Here is a 25,243-nt window from a genome sequence, read left to right on the forward strand (position 1 = left end):
CGCGCCAGGTCGGCGCATCTGAACGCCCGCACTGGGCCCCGAGGAATGCGTCGGACGGTGAAGGGGTCGCGCCGCCTGAGGGCGGCGCGACCCGTTATCCTCTGCGAACCGCAGCGCTTACATATGATCTTTCATCGGCGGGTCGGCCTTGGCCGGGGGGGCATCGGCATGCTGTCATCCTTCATCGGCGGCGAGCTGGCGCCGGACGACATGCCTGAGCCCTGGGCGTCTTTCTGCATACCCATGCCTTGGGCGTGCGCGTCTCGCTCCATTTGCATGCCTTCCTTGTGGCCCTGGGCGCGCGTTTCAGCCTCTGTCTCGCCATGCGCCGCCGCCGTAGCGGGCGTTGTGGTGTCGGTGGCCACAGCTGCCGCGTCCACAGCGGCTGCGGGGGGCCTTGTCCGTCTTCTGGTTGCAGCCGGTGATCGCGAGAGCGGCGACCGACGCGGTCAAAAGAGCAGTGGAGCGGCAAAGTTTAGATATAGTAGTCATTTGTTTCTCCTTCGGGGTTTGAATAGTGAGGGACGAACTGATGAGCATGGCGTTTGTCGAGCCACTGGCTGCCTGGCTGCAGCACGCTACGGTGACGATGGCGCTGTTCACGGATGCTATTGCCGTGGCTGTAATCGCCGTAGCGGTTCTCGGTGCGCTTTGGCGAACCGTGGAGCGCACTTGGAAGCGCAACGCGGAGGCGGACCGGCCTGGCGAGGGGCCCCGGCTCCGGCTCGCCCGCTCTCTGGCGCTGGGCCTTGAGTTCCTGTTGGCGGCGGACGTCATGCGGACGGCCGTCGCCCCGACGTGGACCGAGATCGGTCAACTGGCCGCGGTCGCAACGTTGCGAACGGCGTTGAACTTTTTCATCCAGCGCGAAATCGACGCCGCTGAACGCAGGAAAGGCAAAGACCCGCTTCCAGGCGCCCGACGAACGGCTGCGAAGGGACCAGGCGGCTGAGTGGCTCAAAACCACGCCCGGACCCCCACGACGACGGACAGGTTGCTCGCGGGCTCGCCCTCGGCGCGCGCCATTCTCTTTGTGCTGCCGTAGGCTTGTCGCCAGGAGACGCCGGCGTACGGAGCCAGCTCACGGCGCAGCTCGTAGCGAAGGCGGGCGCCGATCTCTGTGTCGTTGAGGCCCTTGCCGACGCCGAAGCTCCGATCAGCCCGGAGTGCGGCGTTCGCTTCAATGCGGGGCTGCAGGATCAGGCGCTGGCTCAGCAACACGTCATAGGAGGCGGTCACCCTTGCGGAGACCTTGCCATCCTGACCGACGAACAAGGCGGGCTCGAGTTCGTAGCGGTAGGGCGCCAGTCCTTGCACGCCGATGACGCCGTAGACGCGGGACCGGTCTGGACCTGGCCCCGAGCGTCGCGCGTATCGCACGCCGGCTTGGAAATCGAAGAACGGGGCGATGAGCTGACCGTAGAGCAACTGGGCCTCTTGCTCGCTGTCAGCCCGTTTGGACGTGCTCTGCGCGCCCTCGCTCTTGACCCACAGGCGCTTCACGTCGCCCCCATACCAGCCGAAGACGTCCCAGCGGATAACGCCCGGGTCGTCGCTCTCTCGGTACTCTAGGAGGTCGGCGAGGAAGTATCCGTAGTTGGCGCTATCGGCCGTGGGCTGTGGCCATCCCTCGCGCTCAGCGAGATTGGGCAGCGTCTCGGGACCTCGATCCGAAGCGGCGGGCGCCGCACGATTGGCGGCAGGCGACATAGCCATTCCGGAGGGCATGCCGGCGCCGGGCAAAGGGGGCGCCTCCTGCGCGTGAACAACGGCAGGGGCTGCCAGGAAGGCGATGGCAAGAGCGGCCGAGCGCATCGGGATCTCCTACTGAGGGGGCGAAGAGACTTCGATGACGCGGAACATCCCCATCTCCATGTGCAGCAGGAGGTGGCAATGCATGGCCCATTGGCCGGGCGCGTCGGCGGTGATGGCGACGGTCAGGCGCTCGGCCGGCTTGACGCTGACGGTGTGCTTGCGAGGTTGATGGGCTCCCGCACCGTTCTCCAGCTCCATCCACATGCCGTGCAGGTGGATGGGGTGCTCCATCATGGTGTCATTGACCAGCACCAGGCGCAGGCGCTCGCCGTAGGCAAAGGGGATGGGCGCGCGGGCCTCCGAGTACTTCTTTCCATCAAAGGACCACATGTAGCGTTCCATGTTGCCTGTGATGTGCAGCTCGATCTCGCGTGTGGGCGTGCGCTGGTCCTCCTGCGGCGTCACGCTTCGCAGGTCGGCGTAGACCAGCACCCGCGCCGCGGGATCGTCGAAGCCGGAGCCCGGTTCGTGGAGGCGGCTGCGCGCCACCATCGCTACGGATGAGTTCCCGACGCCATGCGTGTCGGGCCCATGGATGAACGTGGGCGCCGCGCCTGGCTTGGCGGCGAGCGGCGTTCCCATGCTAGCCATGGCGCTGGAGGCCCCGTTCGCCGCCACCGCGCCATGGGCGTGGGCGCTCGTGACCTGAGACTCGACCGCCGCACGATTACGTTCCACGGCGGCTATGTCGCCCGCCGCGTGCCCAGCTATGCCCATGACGGGAGCCTTGGGGGACGCCGTCGCATTGGACATGCCGGGCATGCCCGCCATGTCGCCGGACATCTCCATTCCCGACATGTCCATGCCCATGTCGGCCATGGTGCGCAGCGGCCTCTTGCGACGGGGTGGGATGGGCGCTGTCATTCCGGCGCGCGGCGCGAGCGTGCCGCGCGCAAAGCCACTGCGGTCCATCGCCTCTGCGAACAGGGTGTAGGCCTGGTCATCAGGCGTGACGATGACATCGAAAGTCTCGCCCGGCCCTATCCGGAACTCGTCCACGTCGACGGGCTGGACATTCTGCCCGTCCGCCTGGACCACAGTCATCTTCAGGCCCGGGATGCGGATGTCGAAATAAGTCATGGCGCCGGCAGCGATGAACCGAAGCCGCACGCGCTCGCCGCGGGTGAATAGGCCAGTCCAGTTCGCGTTCGCTGTCAGGCCATTGACGAGATAGGTGTAGGTGTAGCCGGTGACATCGGCGAAGTCTGTCGGGTCCATGCGCATCTTGGTCCAACTCAATCTCTCCCTAAGGGTCGCTGGCCAACCATCGCGCGCGGCATCCCGAAACAGGTCCGCGACCGTCCGCTTTTGGTAGTTGTAGTACCCCGCCTGCTTCTTGAGGTTCTTGATGATTTGCTCCGGCGGCTCGAAGCTCCAGTCCGACAGCATCACGACATAGTCGCGCTCGTAGGCGAACGGCTCAGGGGCGGCAGGGTCGATGATGAACGGGGCGTAGACGCCCAGCAATTCCTGTCCCCCGGAATGGCTGTGGCACCAGTAGGTGCCGCTTTGCAGCAGCGGGAAGCGATAGGTGAAGGTTTCGCCCGGCGCGATGCCACCGAAACTCACACCGGGGACGCCATCCATCGCGGGCGGCAGGATGATCCCATGCCAATGGATGGACGCAATTTCCTCGAGTCGGTTTGTGACCCGCAGGACGGCTTCCTCACCCTCCCGAAAACGCAGCAGCGGGCCTGGGATCGTCTGGTTGATGGCCATGGCGCGGCCGGGGCGATCTCCGACCATCAGCTGGAAGTGACCGATCTCAAGGTCTAGAGCGCGCTGGCCCCTCGTTCCCGCGACAGGAGCGAGCGCCGCCTGGACGACGCTGGTCCGAGCGTAGGCCGGCGCCGCACGTGCAAGTGCGGCGGAGAGCCCCAGACCCCCGCCGGCCGCCAGCACAGCGCGGCGACTGATGAGTTCACGCGAACCGAACATAGCCCCTCCTCGCCGCTCCCGGCGCTGATCAGACGCGGCGGCGCGCGTTACGTTACAAGCCTACGGGCTATCGGCGTCGCCGCTCCTCGAGGGCGCGACCGCGCGATCAGAACGACGGACAACGGACTGTTCGCCAACCTGTCCGCTACAACGGCCCGATGGAGATCGAGACGGCCACTGCCGTCACAGGGCCACCGCGCCGTCTACGGACTCAAATTGTGACCGGTGAAAGCCCTCTCTTACTTGAGTTCCAGCATCTATTCCTCGGTATCGCTCACGCGCATCTCCGCGCGCTCGCCATGCTGGCGGAGCACATCGACCATCCTTTGGGCCTGATCGACAGCGACCGCCTTGCACCAGCATGGCGTCATCATCTGGTGATCGCGCCGAACCGCCCAGCCGTAGGCTTCCTTGACCACTTCAAAGGTAATCGGTCCGCGATCCCGGCCGCTCGTCGTGTCAGGTTCCGCCATGGCTGGCCTCCCTCAATGGCTGCGTTCGCGACCAGTGATGACGCGGACGCATTCTTATGACGCGAGAGCCTGGCGCGCCTTACAGCGCGCGGCACGATTGCCCGTTATCTCGGCTCTGGCGGGATGTAACAATGAGGGCGATCAAGCGTCTTCGAGAGCGCGTCCTGGCTGCAGGAGTCGCTCACTGTCCGGAGCGTTAGCGTCCTTCAGCTAGTCGCTATTCGCGTCGCCAGGCCTGAGCCATGTCAAGGCGAGGCAAAACAGGAGCAATCAGGAACCTGCCATGAGCTCCCGTCCCGATCATTCTCCCGCCGCCGAATCCGACCCCGATGAGAACCTGTCAGCGGTGACGGCTGCTGACGCGGCCGTCCGGCGCGAGCTCGTCGAGTGTCATCGCGATTTTCTGACCTTCCTGCGTCGCCGGCTGGGGAACCCACATGACGCGGAGGACGTGCTGCAGGAGTTCATCGCCCGCGCGTTGGATCGCTCCAAGCACCTCCGGGACGTGCAGTCCGTTCGTGGCTGGCTCAGCCGGGTTCTGGCGACGACGCTGGTCGATCACTACCGGCGCGCGGCCCGTCGAAAAGACTCTCCGCGCGACCCGGCTGACCTTGAGGCGCTCGCCGTCGCGCCGGACCCTGAAATCGAAGCGGCCGTCTGCTTCTGTCTCTATCGTCTGCTCCCGACCCTAAAGCCCGAATACAGCGAACTGATCTGGCGGGTCGATCTACTCGACGAGCCCCGCGACCGGGTCGCCGCGTCGCTTGGGCTGACGCTCAACAACGTCAACGTGCGTCTCCACCGCGGGCGTAGGGCGCTGCGGGCGAGGCTCGAGGAGATCTGCCTGACCTGTCCACAACACGGATTCCTCGATTGCCGGTGCGATGAGGGTGAGCGGATCCGTCTGATCCGCGCGCGGCAGGCGGCCGCGGGCTAAGCCGCAGGCACGGGCCACGACATAAGGGACGATGTTCTGTCAATGCGGCGCGCTCACCAAGCAGATGGCTTCCTAGCGGCTACGATCTTCTCCGCTCCAGTAGGAATCTAAGGGGGTCGTTTCTTGGATTCAGCGCCCACCGCTCGAGCTAGCCAGGGCCTGCTGGGCGTCGCCCTGGATAACCGCTAGGTGATGCGGATCGACGAAACTCTCCGCATAAATCTTGTTGAGGGGCTCGGTCCCTGACGGGCGGGCGGCGAACCACCCGCTCTTGGCCTTAACCTTCACGCCGCCGAACGGCTCGCCGCGGGGGCTGGCGATCTCTACCGACAACACGGGCTCGCCGCCAAGCTCAGCAAGTTGCAGATCCTGCGGTCTGAGGCCCCGCAGCCAGGCTTTTTGCTGCGGTGTGGCTGGGGCATCTAGACGTTCATAGTAGGAGGGCCCGATTGCGTCGGCCACCGACGTGTAGACCATGCTGGGGTCCTGGCCGGTTCGCGCAAGGATTTCAGCGGCCAGAAGCCCGAGGCTGAAACCGTCCTTCTCCGTTGTCCAAAGCGACCCGTCGAGCCTTCGGAACACCGCGCCCGCACTCTCCTCGCCCGCGAAGCCCAGGGCGCCGTCGGAAAGTCCATCGACGAACCAGCGAAATCCCACCGGCGTCTCAACCAGCGGCCGCCGGAGTCTGGCGGCAAGCCTGTCGATGAGGGCGCTTGTGACCATGGTCTTGCCGATCGCTAGCCCCCCAGGCCAAGTGGGACGGTGTTTAAACAGGTAGGCGACCGCTGCGGCCAGGTAACGGTTCGGCTCCATCAGACCACCCGAAGGCGTCACCACACCGTGCCGGTCGGCGTCCGGGTCGTTGCCGAAGGCAATGTCGAAGCGCGCCCGCAGGTCGACCAGCCGGGCCATCGCATAGGGCGAGGAGCAATCCATACGAGTCTCGCCGTCATGGTCAGCGGTCATGAAGGCGAACCGCGGATCCACGACTTCGCTGACGACGGAGCCCTGCAGCCCGTAAGTCTCCAGGACCAGAGGCCAGTACTCGGCGCTGGCCCCGCCCAAGGGATCGATCCCAATACGCACCCCAGCGGCGCGGATCGCTCCAAGGTCCACCACCTGAGGCAACTCGGCGATGAAGGCAGTCCGATAGTCGTAATGCGCCGCACGCGAAGACCGAGCCGCGCGGGCATAAGGAACGCGCGGAACGTCGCGCAACGCCGTAGGAAGGGCAGCGTTGGCGAGCCGCTCGATCGCTTCGGTGATCCGGGGTTCGGCTGGCCCGCCGTGCGGCGGATTGTACTTCAAGCCGCCATCCTGGGGCGGATTGTGAGACGGCGTGAGAATGATCCCGTCCGCCAGCCCTGAGGTGCGCCCCCTATTGTAGTTCAGGATGGCGTGCGACACCGCAGGCGTCGGCGTGTAGCCGTCCCGGGTGTCGAGCATCACCGTAACGCCGGCGGCGACGAAGACCTCAACGGCCGTCCTGAGCGCGGGCTTCGAGAGCGCGTGGGTGTCGCCGGCCAGGAACAGCGGTCCATGGACGCTCGCAGCTTTGCGGTGACGACAGACGGCGGCGCAGATCGCCACGACATGCGCCTCATTGAAGGTCCCCGCGAGCGCCGAGCCGCGATGGCCGGAGGTCCCGAAGGCGACGCCTTGGGACGGATCTGTCGGGTCGGGGCGGACCGCCGTGTAGGCGTCGATGAGCTTGGAGACATCGATCAGATCCGCCTTCGCGACGGGGCGTCCTGCCCGGGAATCCACGCTACGGGTCAAGCCGCACCAGCCTTCGGGTCAACGGCGCCCAGCCGGACGCGCAGACGCCGGACGCCGTCCGCTGAGCTGAGGGGTATGCGCAACGGTCGCTCGCGCAGCCGAACGCCGTCCAGTACGGCTTCGGCGACGCCCCGGCAGACGCCGTCGGGGTTCTCCACCTCTATCTCGTAACGGGCGGCGCCAAACCGGTAGACGAGCTTGAAGCCTGGCCAGTGTCGCGGAATGCACGGATCGAGCAGCAGGGCGTCGCCATGGCGCCGCAGGCCGAGAAGCGACTCTAGTCCCGCGCGGTACATCCAGCCGGCGGCGCCTGTATACCAGGTCCAACCGCCCCGCCCGAGGTGTGCCGGGTGCGAATAGATGTCGGCAGCGACCACGTAGGGCTCAACCTTGTACCGCTGGGCCTCAGATGGCGTGCGGCTATGATTGATCGGATTGAGCATGGCGAGCAGGCTTGCGGTCCTGTCACCGTCCCCCCACCGCTGCGAAGGCCATCGCCGTCCAGACCGCGGCGTGAGTGTATTGGCCGCCGTTCTCTCGCACGCCGACCGGGTAGCCCTTGATATAACCGGGGTCCTTCGGACCCTTGTCGAAGGGCGGCGTGAACAACAGAGCTAGGCCGGCGTCGGCGTCGATCAACTCACGTTCAACCGCGGCCAACGCCTGCCGCGCGCGCTTCGGCTCCGCCGCCCCGGAGAGCACGGCCCACGATTGCGCAATGGCGTCGATGCGGCACTCGTCGCTGTTGGGAGAGCCCAGCGGCGAGCCGTCATCGTACCAGCCGCGAAGGTACCAGTCGCCGGCCCACGCGCTCCGCTCGAGCGCGGCCTTTAGGCCCTCGGCGTGGGCAGCCCAGCGCTCTGCGTGCACCGCCCGCCCCCGAGCCGCCGCCAGCGGCGCGAAATCCGTCAAGGTGCGGTGGAGGAACCAGCCCAGCCACACGCTCTCACCCCGACCGTGGTGGCCGACCCGGTTCATGCCGTCGTTCCAGTCGCCGCCACCGATCAACGGCGCGCCATGGCCCCCCACCTGCAGGCTGGCGTCGAGCGCCCGCGCGCAATGTTCGAAGAGGCTGGCGCTCTCGCCGGTTCCGGGATGGAAGAACGCCTCGGTTGCGGTCGGCTCAAGGGCCTGGCCTTCCAGGAACGGGATCGGCTCGTCGAGCACCGCTCGGTCGCCGGTCGCCGCGACATAGTTCGCGACCGCGTAGGCCAGCCACACCCGATCATCCGAGAAGCGTGTGCGGACCCCCTGGCCGGAGTGGGGCAGCCACCAATGCTGCACGTCGCCTTCGGGGAATTGGCGCGCCGCTGCCCTGAGCAAGTGCTCGCGTGCGGTTTCGGGGGACGCATGCACCAGCGCCATGACGTCCTGCAGCTGATCGCGGAAGCCATAGGCGCCGCTCGCCTGATAGAAGCCGGCCCTCGCCCATAAGCGGGACGCGACGGTCTGGTAGAGCAGCCAGCCATTGAGCATCAGGTCCAGGGCGGGGTCGGGGGTTTGCACCTGTACGCCCCCTAGGAGACGCTCCCAGTAGGCGTCTACTTCCGCCAGAACTTCATCCAAATCAGCCTGACGGTAACGCGCGATCAGCTCGCGGGCGGAGCCGGCGTCATCGCCCTCCCCGATGAGGAAGACCAGCTCGCCCGTCTCCCCGGGCGCGAGCGCCAGGGGCGCATCCATGGCCCCACAGGGATCGAGCGCGGCCCCTGTTCGGCCGGAGAGCGCCTCGCCCGCCAGACCCGCTGGCCGACGCAGGCTGCCGTTGCGACCGATGAATTCCCGCCGATCGCCCGTCCAGCTCGTCTGGCGGCCACAGGCGTCCAGAAACGCCACCCGCTCCCCAAAGCTGGGATCCCAGCGGTTCTGGGCCATCAGGGCCCCGCTCGCTTCATCGACGTGCGTGACCGTGAGGGGCGCTATCGCGCCCCGGCTTTTGCCGAGGACCCACTCCACATAGGCGCAGGCCGACAGGCGGCGCGGCCGGTTGGACAGATTGCGGACTTTCAGCCGCAGGATTTTCACCGGGTCGAGCAGCGGCGTATAGGCGAGGAGCTCCGTCTCGAAGTCGCCGACCGTGGCTTCAAACCGGCTGTAGCCGCGGCCGTGGCGGCAGACATAGGTCGCCTCTGGATCCCGCACCGGGTACGCGGTCGGGCTCCAGAGCTCGCCGGTTTCCATGTCGCGCAGGTACAACGCCTCGCCACCGCGATCGGCGACCGGGTCGTTCGACCAGGGGGTGAGCTGGTGCTCGCGGCTATTGAGGGCCCAGGTGTATCCCGAACCTTCCGCGGAGATCTGGAACCCGAAGCTCGGGTTGGCGACGACGTTGATCCAGGGCGCTGGCGTGGTCTGGCCAGGGCTGAGGACAACGACATACTCCCGGCCCTCGCGCGCGAAGCCGCCGATCCCGTTGTAGGCCTCCAGGTCTGGGACGGGCGATGACCGCAACGGCGTAGCGGGAACCTGCGGCGTCGCCAAAGGCGGCCGCGGCCACTCGCGCCGATCCCGGAGCCGGTCAAGCTGGTCTTCCAGCCGGCCGTGCTGCGCTGACAACACCACCCTCGCTACCGACAACAGCCGGGCCTGGAGCGCGGGCGAAACGAGGTCGCCGCGCAGCACGTAGACCCCGCCCGGTAGTGGCTCTTCGTCTGGCGCGCGGCGGGATTGCGTCACGCGCACCAAGGCCTCTAACGCGCCTTGCAGGTCTTGGATGTAGGAGGCCGCGTGGTCATTCAGGATCACGACATCCACCGGGAGCCGCTGCAGCTTCCAGTATTCCGCAGCGTGGAGCAGGTCGCGGGCGGTGGCGAGATGTTCGAGGTCGTCTATCCGCAATAGGATCAGAGGCAGGTCGCCTGATATGCCCAGGACCCAGAGGTCCGGCTGCCCCCCGCGCCCGCCGCTACCACCTCTGACGGGGATCTGAGCGCAGGCGCCGCGTAAATCAGGTGGCCGGCCAGGCGCTGGAAGTTGTCGGCGTCCCGGTGGGTGACGCCGAGATGGCGCAGCTGCACCTGCGCCCGGGTCCACGCCAAGGCTGCGGCCCGTTCGCAGGCTGCGGTGTGAAGATGCTGATCCAACACCTCCAAGATGGCTTCGCGCGAGCCGGCGGCGAAGGTCCAGAAGGAGACCTGGGCCGTAGAGCCGGGGGCGATCCGCACGCGTCGCCGAAGCGCGAAGATCGGATCGAGCACCGCGCCGGCCTGGCCGGTCAGCGGGCGGCCTTCGAAGACGGCGATCGGTGCGCGGACATCGCGGTTCCGGCCCAGGAAGCGCGCGCGATCGGTCTCGAATTCCGGCTTGCCGAGGGCAGCGCCTTCAACGATCGCCAGATGCGCGGCCCAGAGCTCAGGGTCCTCCGGCGCCCGGCGTCGACGGGTCGCAAGCAAGGCTCCCCCAAGCGCCGGATGATGTTCCGTCTCCACGAACAGCTTGGAGAACGCTGGGTGGGCGGCGTCGGCGGCGTCGGGCGCAAGGACCAGCTCGCCATATGAGGTGATTTCGACTTCGCGCTCGACGTCGCCTGCGTTGGTCAAGGTCACGCGTCGGAGCTCCCCGTCGTCCTCCGCGGAAACCAGCACCACGAGTTCAGTCACCAGGTCGCCATCGCGGCGCGAGTATTCCGCGCGGTCGGCGAAGAAGGTCACGCCATACTCCGACGGCTCGGCGGCGGTAGGCTGATAGCCGGTGGACCAAACGCGCCCGCTAGCCACATCGCGCAGATAGATGAAAGCGCCCCAGTCGTCGCGCACGCTGTCTTCGCGCCAACGCGTTAGCGCCTGGCTTCGCCAGCGGCTGCAACCGCCTCCCGCAGCGGTGAGCAGCACGCTGTAGCGACCGTTCGACAAAATGTGGGTGGCGGGACTCGCGCCGTGCGGTGTGGAGTAGTGGCGCCCGAGCGCCAGTTCCGACGCCTCGGTCAAGTGCGGGCCCGCGCGCTCGGCGGCGGCCGTCGCCGGCCGGACGTCGCGCGGCATGCGTTCGTGCAGGAGGAGCTCGGCGGCCTGAACGAGCGGATCCGCGTGGAAGCGCTCGCGTAACAGTCCGCCCAGCAACGTATTTGCCAAGGCGGTGACCGTCATCCCCTGGTGATGGGCCATGAACGATCGCACGATCGCGACACGGGCGCCTTCCGGCACCCGCGCGGGCGTGTAGTCCAAAGCCTCATAGAAGCCGTGGCGTCCCTTTGCGCCCGCCGCGGTCAAGACGCCGAAGTTGGCGACGGCTTCGCGCGGATCGATCATCGCGGCGAGCGCTGTCGCATAGGGTGCGACGACGGCCTCTTCGTCGAGGCCTCGCTTGAGACCGAGCCCCGGAATCCCGAAGTTGGAGTATTGGTAGGTGAACTCGAGATCCCGCGCGTTGAACCCAGATTCGAGACGCCCCAGGGGCGGCCATGGCTCCGCCCGTAGGCAATTTGGCGGCGGACGACCGCCCGCAGCGACCGCTCCAGCAGACTGCCGGCGGGCGAGCGCATCACCAGCGACGGCATCAGGTACTCGAACATGGACCCCGACCAGGAAATCAGGGCCGCGCCTTCAGGCGTGGGGGGTCACAGCATGACCGAGTCTAAACCAGTGACGCGCCGGCACGTCGCCCTTAGCGATGGCGAGGAAGCTCGCCAACCGGGCCTCAGAGGCCAACAAATCGTAGCAGTTGGCGTCCAACGCCCCATCGGCGACGCGGTAGCCGATCGACAGCAGCTTGCGGTCTTGATCGAGCAGGAAGCCGTACTCCATCTCCAGCGCCAGCTGGCGCGCGGCGGCTTCCGCCGCTGCGAGACGGCGGTCCAGCTCAGAGAATTCCAAGTCGCGGAGATGGCTGCGGAGCCCCGCCTCCACTGCGGATAGCCAATGGGCCAGCTCCGCAGCGTCCTCGCGTTCCGCCAGCAGACCCCTCAGCGGTTCGGCGAGTCCCGCCCATTCGCGCAGGACATCGTCCAAAGTTCGGGCGTCCTTTCCCTCCTCGCCTCGGCGCAAGGTCCCCGAGAGGTCCCGCAGCGCCTCCTCCAGGCGCCCCCAGGTCTGATGTGCGGACACCGCAGGCGCGCAGAGCGGCGCCAATTCCTCCCTGGCGAGGTCGATGGCGTCGGACACGCCGGCCCATCGCGCATGCGGGGGAGCGGCTGGGCCCGCCACGCGCGGCAGCTCGCCGCGAGCGTCAGCAGGCATCCAGCCAGGTTTCCGCTGTCCACGGTGGACACATAAAGCGGCTCCAGCGCGCGCAGATCGCGCGTGTCATACCAGTTGAGCAAGTGGCCGCGGCGGCGGTCCATGCGCTGCAAGGTGGCCAGCGTGGCCTCTATACGCTCGAGGGCGTCGCCGACGCCGATCCAACCGAGATCGCGCGCGCAGACGGTCGAGAGCAGGTAGAGACCAATGTTGGTGGGAGATGTGCGGTGGGCGACGGCCGGGGGATCTTCCTGGACGTTGTCCGGCGGCAGGTGGTTGTCGGCGGCGGTGACGTAGGTTTCGAAGTAGCGCCAGGTCCGGCGCGCCGTCAGACGCAGCGCGGCCGTGTCGGCCGCGGTCAGCTCGCCCGCTTCCGGCAGGGGTTGAATTCGGCTGATCCGCTGAGCGACCAACGGCGCGAACAGCCAGGCGAATGAGATGCTCACCCCGAGCGGCCAAGCCTCGCCGGACCCGATCGCACTGATCGCAAGGCCTGCGCAGGCCAGGGGCAATACGCCCCACATCCGTCGATAGAAGTCTGAGACGTCCAACGGCAGGCCTGCCGCGAGCTGGGCTGCGGGCACCCATTCCAGCAGTCGGCGGCGGGTGACAAACAGGCGCCATAGCGTCCGAACGATGGCGTCGGACATGAGCCAGGCCTGGTGGGGCAGAAGCGTGACCAGCAGCAGGGCGCGGGCGGTCGCGACGCGGAGGTCTGCGCCCATGCCTCTCAGTCGGTCTCGCGTGCGTATCCCTGCAGTGCGCGGCGCAAGGTCATCGATCAGCGGCATGAGCGCCGGCGCGACGACGGAGCCCAGCACGAACAGCGTCCAGACGATGGCATGGTTGCCGAGGGCGGCCCACCCCGCGAACAGCGCCGCTACGGCCGCTGGCGCGGTCAGGGTCCGTCGCAGGTTGTCGAGCATCTTCAGCCGCCCGATGACCGGGAGCGGCCCCGGCGCGAGGCATCTGCCGGCGGGTATGCGAAGAATCCAAGGCAACAACTGCCAGTCGCCGCGAGCCCAGCGATGGTGCCGAAGGCCCGCAACGTCGTAACGGGTGGGGGCGTCGTCCACCACCTCGACATCGGACACCAGACCGGTACGCGCATAGACCCCCTCGAACAGGTCATGGCTCAACATCGTTGATTCCGGTACGCGCCCGCAAAGCGCCGCCTCGAAGGCGTCTACGTCGTAGATCCCCTTGCCCCCGTAGGAGCCTTCGCCGAACAGGTCCTGATAGACGTCGCTTACCGCGGCGGCATAGGGGTCGATCCCGCTCGCTCCCGAAAACAGCCGGTGGAACAGCGAGCCGCTATGCCCCACCGGCAGCGCCGGCGAAACCCGCGGCTGCAGGATTCCGTAGCCTTCCACCACCCGCTGCTGTCCCGCATCCAGCCGTGGGCGGTTGAGGGGATGGGCCATCTTGCCGATAAGGCGGCGCACCGTGTCATGGGGCAGGCGCGTGTCGGCATCCAGTGTAATGACGTACCGCACACCCTCCGGGACGGTGATTGGCGCCTCGGGCGCGGGGACGAACGTCGTGTCCTGCGCCCCGCGCAGCAGGCGGTTCAACTCGTGAAGCTTGCCGCGCTTGCGCTCCCATCCGATCCAGCGGCCTTCACTGTCGTTCCATACCCGACGGCGATGCAGCAGCAGGAAACGGTCTCCCCCGGGCGCTGGACCATATTTCTGGTTGAGGCTCGCGATACCATCGACCGCCAGGGCGAGGAGTTCGGCATCGACCGGCTCGCTCTCCCGTTCCGCGTCCACCCAGTCCGACAGGAGTGCGTAATGGACGTCGCCTTCGACACTAGCCAGATAGTGGATCTCCAAGCCCTCGACCTGCGCCCGGATCGCCTCCGGGCTGGTGAGCATCATCGGCACCGCCACGAGAGTGCGATGCTCGGCGGGGACTCCGCCCGCGAGCTCGAGCGCTGGGAGAGCGTCTGCTCGAACGCTATGGGTAACGACCGCGTTGACGAGGGCGACGGCGAGCTCCAAGGCCGGGACGGCTCCGAGCACCGCCAAGACGCCCAGCCAGGCGCCGCCCAGGTCTCGCGCATGGAGGAGCGGCAATAGCAGGATAAACGCGGCTGCGGAGATGATCGCTGCGGCATAGCCCCAGGCTCCGAGGCGCTGGAACGCCCGGGTCAGGACCTCGCGCGGCGGCGGTCTAAATCCCAACGCCCGTTCGAAGCGAGGCCGTTCCGACCCGATCAGGTGACAGCCGACGTGGCAGCTCGCCACCTCGCCAGCACAGGCCTCAGCGCGTGCGATAGCGGCCCAAGTGACCTCCATCTCGCTCTTACCGCTGCCTCGCGAAAGGGCCTCGATTGCGGTGCGGTAAAGATTGCGCGTCGCGAAATCCATCTCCCCGAAATCGCCTGCCCCTGTAAGCGCCGCATCGATGAGGCTCATCCGTTCGACCAGGTCCAGCCAGTCCACTTCCGAGATGCGCCGCAGGCTCGTGACGATGTTGCGGACGGTGCCGGCGGCGGCGACCTGCCGATCGTGCTCCCCACGAACGACGGCGTCAGCTGTAACGCCGTGCTCTGCGAGCTGCTCGTCCAGCCAGCCCAACACGGGTGCGATCCTCGCGTCCTGATCGCGCAGCCGATGCACCAGCTGCATCGTGAAGGCGTCCGGGCGCTGCCGACCTTCCCAGCCCTGCAGTATGGCGGCAGCGGGTTCGGGGTCGCGTCCGTAGGCGCCGAGCAGGCGGTCCGCCAGGTGGTCGGCGGTGATGCGGGCCTCGCGACTGTCCAAGATTTGGTCGGCGAGGCGCCGTAGATTCTCCACCAGAATGAGGCGCAGGGTGATGGCCACCGCCCAAAGCTCGCCGATGGTGAGCGGGTGGACGCTCTGGTACGCATGAACGTAGCGCTGCAGCATCTCCACGTCGAAGCGGCTGTCGGTGTGGGCGACGAACGCCCAGACAAGCCCAAACACCCGCGGGTAGCCCGCGAAGGGCCCAGAGATCAGCTTCGGAAGCTGCCGGTAGTAGCCGGGCGGCAAGTCCCGACGGATTTCGCGGATCTGCTCCTCGACCACATGGAAGTTATCGAGTAGCCATTGCGCCGCGGGCGTTGCGCCGTCGTCGCCCCCACCCGAACGTTGCAGCACCTTGAAGGCTTCGATGAGCCGGCGCTGGTTGTCCAGCAACCGGCCAGTGAGGCTGCGACCAGCCTTGGGGCGGCGTTCGACGGGCTGAGCCAGGGCTAGGCTCTTGGCGTGCGCCTCAAGCCGCTCGATGCTGAACAGTTCGGCGCGGATCGGCGTCTGGTCCGACCACAGGCCGCCGGCCGGGAACAGGCCTAGCGACATGGCGGATGCGCCTCGGCTCGCAAGGCCAGAGAGGAATCCGCCAGATTGACGCGGGTCGTCGCCGACACCTGTGTGTTGTCCGGAGCCGCTGTTCATCCGCCAACAGACGCATTCGCACCGCCGCCATTACAGCGACGCTGCCGTTGGAGCGGGTGATTACGGGGTGCTGAAGAGAAGATTGAGCGCGGGGTCAAATCCTTGCTGTAGCGCTGCAACCCTTTCACGCACCCTGCAGTGAACTCGGCGCCGGACTAGCGCTACAGGGGGCTCCAAACTTCGCAGAACCCCCTTGTCTGTAAACTTCGGCCGACCCTGGCGTCTTGTTTCAAGGACGGCCCGAGCGGGCCATTGGAGGAGACGCGGTGAGCCGCAGGGAAGTGATGAATCAGCAGAGCATCAGGTCCGGCGTGCAGTTGATGGCCCTAGGTTGGAGCCTCTCGATCTTCTTTCTGCTGACGTTCGTGTTGTGCGCCGCGCTGGTCTATCTGCTGCCCGCGGATACCGAGCATCTGCTCGCCCGCGTCATGCCCTCGCTTGACTGGCGCGACCCGTCGAACACCGCGTTCGGGGCCGTCGCGGCTTTCGCCTCGGGCTGGTACGCGGCCTTTTTCGGCCGCGGTCTCTACAACTACTTTCGCGGCCGGCGCTGAGCCGCGGAAAGGGCGAGCGCCCCCCTCGCTCGCCCCTGGCCTGATCGTCCCCGGTCAGGTGATGCGCCGGGAGCGGGCCTAAGGGTCCGCTCCCAAGCGCGCTGGAACGGCAACTCGCTCAGAGTGCCTGGCCACTAAAGTCGCGGGCCCTCAGGGTCACGCCAAAAGCCACCGGATTCACGGCCAGGAACAAAGCCAGCAGCGTCAGGCCCGAATGCGCCGGCTCCCAACGCCGCAGGTAAAGTCGATCATCATGGCCGGAAGTGGGCTGTGCAAGACGTTCCCCGGAGCGGGATCGCCCTGCCAGCACACGCGACGCCCAAGATAAGCGGCAATACGCACGAGGTGACAAAACCCCTCAAATAGATTTTTGCTTTGCCACTTAAATGTTGAACTTGACCGCGATCAAAGAAGGCGGTTTCATTCCCGTTGAAGCTCCACGCGAACAGATCGGGGACATTCGAATGCTGCACGCGACAGCCGCAATATTTGAGAGTGCTGATAGTGGAGCGACATTCCATCCGTTGGAATCTTCGCGGGGCCTTGCTGATCCTCAAGGCGGCAGGGACGATCTGGCCTTGCAGCTGGCCGCCGAACGGCCCCGCCAGATACGCTTCCTGCGCAGCCGTCTGCCGTCGCAGCAAGACGCCGAGGACGCTTGGCAGGACGCCGCTATCAAGTTCCTGCAGCACGCTGAATCACTGGGCGCCGCCGAGCGCCCTCGGGCCTGGATGGGCGTCACCCTGCGCCGGCTGGTGGTCGACCGCTACCGCAGGGCCGCCGTCCGGCGCCGCACACTCGATGCTCTGGCCGTCCAGCCTGCGCCGGACGCGGCCGACACGGACGAGGACCTCGTCGCTCCGAGCGATTGCCTGAAGGCCGCCCTTCGCGAGCTCAAGTCGGAGTACCGCCAGATCCTCACCGAGACCTATCTCGATGAGCGCCCCCTGAAGGCTGTCGCCCACCATCTGGAGCTCACCGCCAACAACGCCGCCGTGCGCCTCCACCGCGCCCGCAACGCCCTGCGTCAGGTCATGGCCGAGAAGTGCCAGAGCTGCGCTCTTGCCGATTGCTGGGCCAGGACGAGGGCCGAAAAGCTGCTCAAGGCCTAGTGGCGGCCCCAGCGACGTTACGCGGGCCGTGTAATCTAGGAGAGTCCGATGACCAGCTACCCTCCAAGCGGTTGCGGCGGAGAGTCCTTCTCGTCGCGCTGTAATGACGTGTCCGATCTGCGTCGTCCTACGCGTCGGTTGTGCGAGGGCGCGGTCGAGCGCCTGGGTGAGGAGCTTTTCAGATGGAACATCGACAATCACCGCCAAGTCGCCCTGCATCGCTCTCAGGGGGCCCTTTTGGGCCTGGGACCCCCGATAGGCGCGCGCCCCACCCAGGGGCTGCGAATGCTCCTCACAGGGCTGGTCATCGCCGTCTTCGGCGCTGGCCTGATCTTCCTCTTGGTAGGCGAGCACCGTCTGCACGTGCTGGGTTGGCTGCCTTTCCTGTTGCTGCTCCTTTGCCCGCTTCTTCATCTGGGCATGCATGGGGGACATGGCGGTCACGACGGCAGTCGCGACGGTGAAGATCAGGCGCCGAAAACCGGGGTCCAGACCCACCAGCACAGGTTATAGAAGAGGCCGCAATGTCCGATACGCCCGCATACGGCCTCTGGTCCTTGGTGATCCTGAATTCAGCGCTATTCATCTTCTTCGCATTGACCTTCTTTAAACCGCGGACGGCGCGCGATTGGCGCTCGTTTGGCGCGTTCAGCGCTTTCCTCGTGGCCTTGTTCACTGAGATGTACGGCTTTCCGCTGACCATCTACTTCCTGTCAGGTTGGCTGCAGAGCCGTTTCCCGAACGTCGACTGGTGGTCGCACGACGCCGGTCACCTCCTCGAGATGATGTTCGGCTGGAAGGCTAACCCCCATTTTGGTCCGTTCCACTTGCTGAGCTTCGCCTCTATTGGCGGGGGTTTCTGGGCGATTTCGGCGGCTTGGCCGGTGCTGTATCGCGCCCAGCGTGAAGGCAAGCTGGCGACGACCGGCTCGTACAGCCGGGTCCGACATCCGCAATACGTCGGCTTCGTCCTGGTGATGTTCGGCTTCCTGCTGCAATGGCCGACACTGCTCACGCTCGCGATGTTCCCGGTCCTGGTGGTGATGTACTGGCGCTTGGCCGTCAGCGAAGAGCGCGAGACCGCGGCCCGCTTCGGCGAAGTCTATGCCGCGTACAAGCGCGCCACGCCCGCTTTCATCCCGCGCCTGCGCCGGTCAGGCGACGCCCAGCGTTCTCCAGTTTGATCCGCACGTCCAGCGCCGCCACCGCAGGGGTATGCCATGCGCACAACGACCGTCGACGTATCTGGCTTCCGGACGCCTTTGGATCCGCTGGTGGTCGAGAAGCAGCTCGCGGGTCTGAAGGGCGTCAGACAGGTCACGGCCAACTTCGCCTCAGCCAGCGCCACCGTGACCTACGACGAGGCGCAGGTCAGCCCCGCCGAGCTTGAACAGGCGGTGCGGGACTGCGGTTTTCATTGCGCCGGGCAAGTCGTGCCGCGCCACGTCTGCGCCCCTGGACAAGACGCGTTAAGAGCCGAGGCGATCGACGAGCATGGCCCCCCGCCGCCGGCCGCGGGCAGGGCCGCACCAAAGGCGGGACACGGCGAGCACGACGCTATGGCCGGCATGGGCCACGGGCCCAGCATGGATATGAAGTCCATGGCTCGCGATATGCGCAACCGCTTCGTGGTGGCGCTCGCCTTCACCATTCCCATCTTCTTTCTCGCCCCGATGGGCATGGACTTCCTGCGGGTAGAGCCGCCGTTTGGCTGGGATCTAGAACTGGTTCTGTTTGTACTCGCGAGCGGCGCAATTCTGTGGCCCGGTTGGCCCTTCTTCATCGCTGCGGCGCGAGCTCTGCGGCGCGGCGTGTTCAACATGGCCGTGCTCGTGCTGCTCAGCGTTGGGACGGGCTACCTCTTCAGCGTTGGCACGACCTTCTTCTTCGAGGCCGCGAACTTCTACGAGGCCTCGGCCCTGCTGCTCGTATTCATCCTGCTCGGACACTGGTTGGAGATGCGCGCGAGGGCTGGTGCGTCCGAGGCGATCCGGCGGCTGATGGATCTCGCCCCGCCGACCGCAAAGGTCATCCGCGACGGGGTCGAAGTAGAAATCTCAACCTCCGAGGTGGAGGTCGGCGACCTCGTGGCGGTCAGGCCCGGCGGCAAGATTCCGGTCGACGGCGTCATCGAAGAGGGCGCGTCGGAGATCGATGAGTCGATGCTCACCGGGGAATCTTTGCCGGTTTCCAAGAAGGTCCGCGATGCTGTCGTGGGCGGATCGATCAACAAGACCGGCGCCTTCCGCTACCGCGCCACCAAGGTGGGTTCCGACACCGCGCTCGCCCAGATCGTCAAGCTTGTCCAGGAGGCGCAAAATTCCAAGGCTCCAGCCCAGCTCTTGGCGGACAGGGCCTCGCAGTGGCTGGTGCTGGCGGCGATCGTCATTGGCCTGTTGACCTTCGCAATCTGGTTCTGGGTGATCGGCCAGACGCTGCTGTTCGCGCTGACGCTCACCATCACTGTCTTTGTCATCGCCTGCCCCGACGCGCTCGGCCTCGCCACCCCTATGGCCATCATGGTCGGCACCGGATTGGGCGCGGCCCATGGCATCCTGATCAAGGATGCCGCGGCGCTGGAGGACGCCGTGAAGCTCGATGTCATCATCTTCGACAAGACCGGCACGCTCACCATGGGCCAACCGAAGGTGGAGCAAGTGGTCCCTGGGCCAGGGTTCGACGAGGCGACGATCATCGCGATCGCCGCGGCCATCGAACAGGGTTCGGAGCACCACATCGCCGTCGCGGTGCTTGAACGAGCGCAGGGGCTCACATTCCCCCCGCTAACGGAGTTCGCTTCGTTCGAGGGCAAGGGTGTTCGCGCCCTCGTGGACGGACGGACTGTCTACTCGGGCAACCGCATGTTGATGGAGGAAAACAGTATCGATCTGGGTCCGCTCGCCGCGAAGTCCGCCGAATTGCAAGGCGCCGGCCGCACCGTGGCCCATATCGCCCGCGACGGTCGTGTGATCGGCCTCATCGCCATCGCCGATGCCCCGCGACCGACTGCACGCGAGACCATCGAGCGATTGCAGGCCCTGGGCGTCAAGGTGGCGATGATCACCGGCGACAACCTGGGTACGGCGCAGAGAATTGGTCGCGAGCTCGGGATCGATATCGTCCTGGCCGAAGTGCTGCCCGGCGACAAGGCCGCCAAAGTCAAAGAGCTGCAGGCGCAGGGCAACAAGGTCGGCATGGTGGGCGACGGGGTCAACGACGCCCCCGCCCTTACCCAGTCTGACGTCGGCTTCGCCATCGGCGCGGGCACGGACGTGGCGATCGAAAGCGCCAAGGTCGTCCTGATGCGCAGCGACACCCTCGATGTCGTCAAGGCTGTCGAGCTCTCCCGCGCGACCTTGCGCAAGATGCACCAGAACCTCTGGTGGGCCGTGGGCTACAATATTGTCGCCTTCCCCGCGGCCGCGGGCGTCTTCTACCCCATCACGCTCAGCCCCGAAGTCGCGGCCATCGCCATGTCTGGCAGCTCTGTGCTGGTCGCGGTCAACGCACTGCTGCTGAAGCGTCTACGCCTCGGCGAAGACGGGCCTCGGCATCAGCAAACACCCGCGGTCAACGTCACACAAAGGGCCGCTTAAAGTTGCGCTTGGCTGCGCCTCTCAGCTCGTCGCTTCCAGCCCTCCTGAAACGTCTGGCGTTGAATCGTAGCCTCTCGCCCCCAGGGGCACGATGCGACGGGCGCTTCTGCCTGCCCAAGATTGTTAGCGACAAAGGCGCCGAGCGACCTTCATGCCCTATCCGCTCGGCTACTGGTCTACCTCGCCTCGAGCTTCCCCGTCACCGCAGCGGCGTTCGGCGCTCCTAAGCTTTGTTTGGTGACTTCACCGAAACGGACCTCACCAGACAGCCTTGCGGACACGGCCATCAGCAACAAACGCTGACTTGACCCCTCCGTCCAGGCGTCCCTGCCTGGCGACGAACGCAGGGCAACTACGTCTCCGCTCATCTATATTCGTTCTGCGCAATCCTGAGGCATGCTTGAGCACTGTCTGCCCACTTCCTCATCACGCCAGCTCTCTAAACGTGTCAGAAACCACCATCACTATCATCTCAACCCGCACCGATGTTATCGGTGCAAGCGCCTAGTAGGAGAGACGGAAGAATGATGAAAAGGGTGTATATCTGGGGCTTGATCGCCGCAGCGGGTGCGCTTTCCGCGTGCGCGACAACGAATGAACCATCGACCCCTGAGCAGCGAGCGGCTTGTGAAAAGATGCTAGAAATGGGCGAAGGGGCCACGCACAGCCATTCGTCGGATAAGACTGGGGCGGTGAACACCATGGGCATGAGCCATGCGCAGTGCCGCCAGCTGCTAGGCAAATAGTCTCTTGGCAACGGTCCACTGACCCTCGCTAGGGAGAGCGGCGCCGTCTCAGTCCCTGGGCGCCGCCGCCGAGGGCGATAAACCTTTCGACGACCACCCGCGTATACGCGATAGCAGCGATGTCGCACGCCGGGGTCAGCGCCACGGTCTCGCCAGGGCGAGCTGTAGCGCTCACGCTGGCGGTTAGGACGCGGCCAGGTAGATGCCGCTGAGCGGCCTAAGGCCACGTTCGCGACGATGTCGGTGAGCGCTGGCGGATCCAGATGCTGTCTTTGGACCAAGCGGTGAACACGCAACAAGGACGCTCAGATCGGCCCGTGACGCTCGCTGTCGACCACGCACTCCACGCAAGCCGCGCTGCCACGCCGCTTCGAAGAGCCCTGCCCCGTTCTGCGCCAGGAGATCGCCGCTCGTAAAGGGTGGCCAGAACTGTAAGCCGAGCGTCCTGCGGGTGTTTGTGGCTGGTCAACCGAGCATCTCGGTGATCCGCAACTGTAACGCCGCCGACGCCTCGGTATGTCGTGAGCGTGAGGATCTGCTCGCGCCCCCTTTACCATTTGCCGTTCGCCGAGGGGCAGGCCCCTCTTGGCGCGTATCAGAAACAAGTTCCGGCGGCGCGCGGTCGCAGCCGACGGCCTGAATTCTCGCGCTTGACCTTCCTATCATGGGAAGGTCCATCTGCGTTGGGCATCGTCCTTGATGAGCTGCCAATGCCCGCACAAATCCTTCAGCCGCTGGAGATTCCCGTCCTGGGGATGACCTGTGCGAGCTGCGTCGGCCGCGTGGAGAAGGCGATCTCAGCCGTCCCTGGCGTCGTTCGCGCCTCGGTCAACCTCGCCGCCGAGCGCGCCCACGTGGAACTCACGCCCGACGGTCAAACCGAGGCCGTCGTCGAAGCGATCCGCAAGGCCGGCTACGAGCCGCTTGAACGAACCCTCGAGCTGAAGATCGAGGGCATGACCTGCGCTAGCTGCGTCGGGCGGGTGGAGCGGGCGCTTCGCGCCGCGCCGGGCGTGCTGCAAGCGCAGGTCAACCTGGCTACGGAGCGCGCCACAGTTGCCGTGCTCGAGGGCGCTGATATCGCCGCCCTCGTTTCCGCCGTCGAGAAGGCCGGCTACCACGCCGCCCCGATCGTCGAAGCCGGCCCGGACCTCTCCGATCGCGAACGCGAGACGCGCGCGGCGGAGATCCGGGGCTTGAAGCGCGCGGTGGGCCTCGCCGCCCTGGCGACGATCCCGCTGTTTCTGGTCGAGATGGGCCGCCACTTCGTGCCCGGCGCCCACCATCTTCTGGCGAGCACGATCGGCGAGCAGCCCTGGCGCTTGATCAGCTTCGCATTGGCCGCCTTCGTGCTGTTCGGTCCGGGCTTGCGCTTCTATCGCAAGGGCGTGCCGAACCTCGTTCGGCGCACGCCGGACATGAATTCCCTGGTGGTGCTCGGCGCGACGGCCGCGTTCGCTTATTCGACCGTCGCCACCTTCATGCCCGGGCTGCTGCCGGCCGGAGCCAACCACATCTATTTCGAAGCCGCCGCCGTGATCGTCACCCTGATCCTGGTCGGACGCCTGTTCGAGGCCCAGGCGAGGGGCCGCACGAGCGAGGCGATCAAGCGTCTGATGACGCTGCAGGCGAAGACCGCGCGCGTGGAGCGGGCGGGCGTCGTCCTCGAGGTTCCCGTCTCCGAGGTCCTGGTCGGCGACATCGTCGTGGTCCGGCCGGGCGAACGGGTGTCGGTGGACGGCGAGGTCCTGGACGGGGCCTCTTACGTCGATGAATCCATGATCACGGGCGAGCCGATCCCGGTCGAGAAAGGTCCGGGCGCCGCTGTGGTTGGCGGCACGGTCAACAAGACCGGGACTTTCCGCTTCCGCGCCACCAAGGTGGGCGCAGCCACCCTGCTCGCCCAGATCGTGCGGATGGTGGAGGCCGCCCAGGGCGCCAAGCTGCCGATCCAGGCTCTCGTCGACAAGGTCACCAGCTGGTTCGTGCCGGCTGTCATCGTCGGCGCTGTCCTGACCTTTGCCGCCTGGCTGGTCTTTGGCCCCAGCCCGGCGCTGAGCTTCGCGCTGGTCAACGCCGTGGCGGTGCTGATCATCGCCTGCCCGTGCGCCATGGGCCTGGCGACCCCCACTTCGATCATGGTCGGCACCGGCCGCGCCGCGGAGCTGGGCGTCCTTTTCCGCCGTGGCGAGGCCCTGCAGAGCCTGCGCGACGTCCAGGCGGTCGCCTTCGACAAGACAGGGACACTGACGCTCGGTCGGCCGGTCCTGACGGATGTCCGCGTCACGGATGGATTCGCGGAGTCCGATCTCCTGCGCCTGGTGGCGGCGGTCGAAAGCCGCTCGGAACATCCGATCGCCCAGGCGATCGTCGAGGCGGCCCAAGCCCGCGGCCTGCAGCTGCCCGAGACGTCCAGCTTCGAGGCCCTTCCCGGCTTCGGCGCTGAAGCGCTCGTCGATGGCCGGCGGATCCAGGTCGGCGCGGACCGCTTCATGGCGAAACTCGGCGTCTCGGTCGCCGCTTTCGCCGCCGACGCGGATCGCCTCTCGGGTGAGGCTAAGACGCCGATCTACGCGGCGGTCGACGGCGAGCTCGCCGCCATCCTCGCCGTGGCCGATCCGATCAAGGACACCACGGCCGAGGCCCTGGCGATGCTGCACGCAGCGGGTCTGAAGGTGGTGATGATCACCGGAGACAATCGGCGCACCGCGCAGGCAGTCGGCGCGGCGCTCGGCTTGGACGAGGTGGTTGCCGAGGTGCTGCCCGATGGCAAGGTCGCCGCCGTGAAGAACCTTCAGCAGCGCTATGGTCGCGTGGCCTTCGTCGGCGACGGGGTGAACGATGCCCCGGCCCTGGCGAGCGCCGACGTCGGGATCGCCATGGGGGCCGGAACAGACATCGCCATCGAGAGCGCCGACGTGGTGCTGATGCGCAGCGACCTGCGCGGCGTGACCACGGCGATCGCGCTCAGCCGTGCGGTGCTGCGGAACATCCGCCAGAACCTCGCCTGGGCGTTCGGGTACAACGTGGTGCTGATCCCCGTCGCCGCCGGCGCCCTTTACCCCGCCTTCGGCCTGCTGCTGTCCCCGATGGTGGCCGCTGGCGCCATGGCGCTGTCCAGCGTCAGCGTCCTGACGAACGCGCTTCGCCTGCGAGGCTTCCGCGACGCCGCCTTGCAAGGAGCACGGCCATGAACATCGGTCAGGCCTCGAAGGCCTCGGGCGTCACCACCAAGATGATCCGCTACTACGACGAGATCGGCCTGGTGCGCCCCGCGAGCCGGACCGACTCCAACTATCGCGAGTACGACGCCCGCCAGATCAACGAGCTTCGCTTCATCAAGCGCGCGCGTAGTCTCGGCTTCTCGATGGACGAGATCACGCAACTGCTGTCGCTGTGGCGGGATCGCGAGCGGCCGAGCCGCGAGGTCAAGGCGATCGCCGACCGACACGTCGCCGATCTCGACGCCCGGATCGCCGAAATGCAGGCCATGGCGGACACCCTGCGGCACCTGTCGCACTGCTGCGCCGGCGACGATCGTCCGGACTGCCCCATCCTTGCCGACCTGACGGCCGGGGCCGAGCCGACCACGCCGCTCGAGCGAGTGAAGGCAAGAGCGCGATAAGCTTAGCTGCGGCAGAGACAGGCGAACTGACAAAACTCGGAACTGCGAGCTTCAATACAGAGTTGACGGATC

18 protein-coding genes are annotated in these 25,243 nt (G+C 66.6%); 9 read left to right on the forward strand and 9 right to left on the reverse strand.

Going from position 1 to position 25,243, the window contains the following annotated elements; translation table 11 throughout:
• Positions 1-532 precede the first annotated feature (532 nt).
• Positions 533-952 carry a DUF1622 domain-containing protein gene (locus LRS10_RS02465; protein WP_257835870.1) on the forward strand — a complete coding sequence of 140 codons (420 nt, stop codon included), beginning with the start codon at positions 533-535 and terminating at the stop codon, positions 950-952.
• A gap of 5 nt (positions 953-957) precedes the next feature.
• On the opposite strand, the gene LRS10_RS02470 is transcribed toward LRS10_RS02465, so the two are convergent.
• The 3 genes from LRS10_RS02470 to LRS10_RS02480 all read right to left on the reverse strand — a co-directional run bounded on the left by LRS10_RS02470 (position 958) and on the right by LRS10_RS02480 (position 4,226).
• On the reverse strand, positions 958-1,815 hold the full coding sequence (locus LRS10_RS02470; protein ID WP_257835871.1) for a copper resistance protein B: 858 nt from the start codon (positions 1,813-1,815) through the stop codon (positions 958-960).
• 9 nt (positions 1,816-1,824) lie between these two features.
• Positions 1,825-3,753, reverse strand: a complete 1,929-nt coding sequence (locus LRS10_RS02475) for a copper resistance system multicopper oxidase (RefSeq protein ID WP_257835872.1) — start codon at positions 3,751-3,753, stop codon at positions 1,825-1,827.
• Positions 3,754-4,010: 257 nt separating this feature from the next.
• Positions 4,011-4,226 carry a hypothetical protein gene (locus tag LRS10_RS02480; protein WP_257817688.1) on the reverse strand — a complete coding sequence of 72 codons (216 nt, stop codon included), beginning with the start codon at positions 4,224-4,226 and terminating at the stop codon, positions 4,011-4,013.
• 283 nt (positions 4,227-4,509) lie between these two features.
• Here LRS10_RS02480 and LRS10_RS02485 point away from each other — a divergent pair, with 283 nt between their 5' ends.
• Entirely contained in the window at positions 4,510-5,163 is a 654-nt protein-coding gene (locus LRS10_RS02485) for an RNA polymerase sigma factor (protein ID WP_257835873.1), read from the forward strand.
• A gap of 129 nt (positions 5,164-5,292) precedes the next feature.
• Here the strand turns inward: LRS10_RS02485 and LRS10_RS02490 are convergent, their stop codons facing one another.
• From LRS10_RS02490 to LRS10_RS02515, 6 genes are read right to left on the reverse strand one after another with little or no spacing between them, the layout of a single operon-like run.
• Positions 5,293-6,942, reverse strand: coding sequence for a phosphoglucomutase (locus LRS10_RS02490; RefSeq protein ID WP_257835874.1), 1,650 nt, complete (start codon positions 6,940-6,942; stop codon positions 5,293-5,295).
• Positions 6,939-7,385, reverse strand: coding sequence for a GH36-type glycosyl hydrolase domain-containing protein (locus LRS10_RS02495; protein ID WP_257835875.1), 447 nt, complete (start codon positions 7,383-7,385; stop codon positions 6,939-6,941). Before LRS10_RS02495 ends, LRS10_RS02490 begins: the two co-directional genes overlap by 4 nt.
• A gap of 22 nt (positions 7,386-7,407) precedes the next feature.
• On the reverse strand, positions 7,408-9,780 hold the full coding sequence (locus LRS10_RS02500) for a GH36-type glycosyl hydrolase domain-containing protein (protein ID WP_257835876.1): 2,373 nt from the start codon (positions 9,778-9,780) through the stop codon (positions 7,408-7,410).
• 5 nt (positions 9,781-9,785) lie between these two features.
• The gene (locus tag LRS10_RS02505) at positions 9,786-11,465 is read right to left on the reverse strand and encodes a glucoamylase family protein (protein ID WP_308238010.1); all 1,680 of its coding nucleotides are present in this window, start codon (positions 11,463-11,465) and stop codon (positions 9,786-9,788) included.
• Between the two features lie 18 nt (positions 11,466-11,483).
• Positions 11,484-11,888: a hypothetical protein gene (locus LRS10_RS02510; RefSeq protein ID WP_257835877.1), complete on the reverse strand. Its 405-nt coding sequence runs from the start codon at positions 11,886-11,888 to the stop codon at positions 11,484-11,486.
• Entirely contained in the window at positions 11,843-15,442 is a 3,600-nt protein-coding gene (locus LRS10_RS02515) for a hypothetical protein (protein ID WP_257835878.1), read from the reverse strand. The genes LRS10_RS02510 and LRS10_RS02515 overlap by 46 nt, the downstream gene beginning before the upstream one ends.
• Before the next feature lie 362 nt (positions 15,443-15,804).
• On the opposite strand from LRS10_RS02515, the gene LRS10_RS02520 reads away from it, so the two are divergent.
• The 7 genes from LRS10_RS02520 to cueR all read left to right on the forward strand — a co-directional run bounded on the left by LRS10_RS02520 (position 15,805) and on the right by cueR (position 25,171).
• Positions 15,805-16,092, forward strand: a complete 288-nt coding sequence (locus tag LRS10_RS02520) for a hypothetical protein (RefSeq protein WP_257835879.1) — start codon at positions 15,805-15,807, stop codon at positions 16,090-16,092.
• Positions 16,093-16,670: 578 nt separating this feature from the next.
• A complete protein-coding gene (locus tag LRS10_RS02525) occupies positions 16,671-17,204 on the forward strand; it encodes an RNA polymerase sigma factor (protein ID WP_257835880.1) in 534 nt (177 codons plus the stop codon).
• Between the two features lie 48 nt (positions 17,205-17,252).
• On the forward strand, positions 17,253-17,717 hold the full coding sequence (locus LRS10_RS24830) for a DUF2933 domain-containing protein (RefSeq protein WP_257835881.1): 465 nt from the start codon (positions 17,253-17,255) through the stop codon (positions 17,715-17,717).
• An 11-nt stretch (positions 17,718-17,728) separates the two neighbouring features.
• Positions 17,729-18,388: an isoprenylcysteine carboxylmethyltransferase family protein gene (locus LRS10_RS02535; RefSeq protein ID WP_257835882.1), complete on the forward strand. Its 660-nt coding sequence runs from the start codon at positions 17,729-17,731 to the stop codon at positions 18,386-18,388.
• Positions 18,389-18,424: 36 nt separating this feature from the next.
• On the forward strand, positions 18,425-20,800 hold the full coding sequence (locus tag LRS10_RS02540) for a cation-translocating P-type ATPase (RefSeq protein WP_257835883.1): 2,376 nt from the start codon (positions 18,425-18,427) through the stop codon (positions 20,798-20,800).
• A 1,456-nt stretch (positions 20,801-22,256) separates the two neighbouring features.
• A complete protein-coding gene (locus tag LRS10_RS02545) occupies positions 22,257-24,740 on the forward strand; it encodes a heavy metal translocating P-type ATPase (RefSeq protein WP_257817679.1) in 2,484 nt (827 codons plus the stop codon).
• Entirely contained in the window at positions 24,737-25,171 is a 435-nt protein-coding gene (cueR, locus tag LRS10_RS02550) for a Cu(I)-responsive transcriptional regulator (protein ID WP_257817678.1), read from the forward strand. Before LRS10_RS02545 ends, cueR begins: the two co-directional genes overlap by 4 nt.
• The last annotated feature ends 72 nt before the right edge of the window (positions 25,172-25,243 follow it).

It is taken from the genome of Phenylobacterium sp. J426 (assembly GCF_024699945.1).
In the GTDB taxonomy this organism is placed as follows: domain Bacteria; phylum Pseudomonadota; class Alphaproteobacteria; order Caulobacterales; family Caulobacteraceae; genus Phenylobacterium.

Coding starts and splice junctions, on each gene's coding strand:
- LRS10_RS02475 (WP_257835872.1), bottom strand. CDS start 3,753: ATGTTCGGTTCGCGTGAACTCATCAGTCGCCGCGCTGTGCTGGCGGCC.
- LRS10_RS02485 (WP_257835873.1), top strand. CDS start 4,510: ATGAGCTCCCGTCCCGATCATTCTCCCGCCGCCGAATCCGACCCCGAT.
- LRS10_RS02515 (WP_257835878.1), bottom strand. CDS start 15,442: ATGTCGCTAGGCCTGTTCCCGGCCGGCGGCCTGTGGTCGGACCAGACG.
- LRS10_RS02495 (WP_257835875.1), bottom strand. CDS start 7,385: ATGCTCAATCCGATCAATCATAGCCGCACGCCATCTGAGGCCCAGCGG.
- LRS10_RS02545 (WP_257817679.1), top strand. CDS start 22,257: ATGCCCGCACAAATCCTTCAGCCGCTGGAGATTCCCGTCCTGGGGATG.
- LRS10_RS02535 (WP_257835882.1), top strand. CDS start 17,729: ATGTCCGATACGCCCGCATACGGCCTCTGGTCCTTGGTGATCCTGAAT.
- LRS10_RS02465 (WP_257835870.1), top strand. CDS start 533: ATGAGCATGGCGTTTGTCGAGCCACTGGCTGCCTGGCTGCAGCACGCT.
- LRS10_RS02540 (WP_257835883.1), top strand. CDS start 18,425: ATGCGCACAACGACCGTCGACGTATCTGGCTTCCGGACGCCTTTGGAT.
- LRS10_RS02480 (WP_257817688.1), bottom strand. CDS start 4,226: ATGGCGGAACCTGACACGACGAGCGGCCGGGATCGCGGACCGATTACC.
- LRS10_RS02470 (WP_257835871.1), bottom strand. CDS start 1,815: ATGCGCTCGGCCGCTCTTGCCATCGCCTTCCTGGCAGCCCCTGCCGTT.
- LRS10_RS24830 (WP_257835881.1), top strand. CDS start 17,253: ATGACCAGCTACCCTCCAAGCGGTTGCGGCGGAGAGTCCTTCTCGTCG.
- cueR (WP_257817678.1), top strand. CDS start 24,737: ATGAACATCGGTCAGGCCTCGAAGGCCTCGGGCGTCACCACCAAGATG.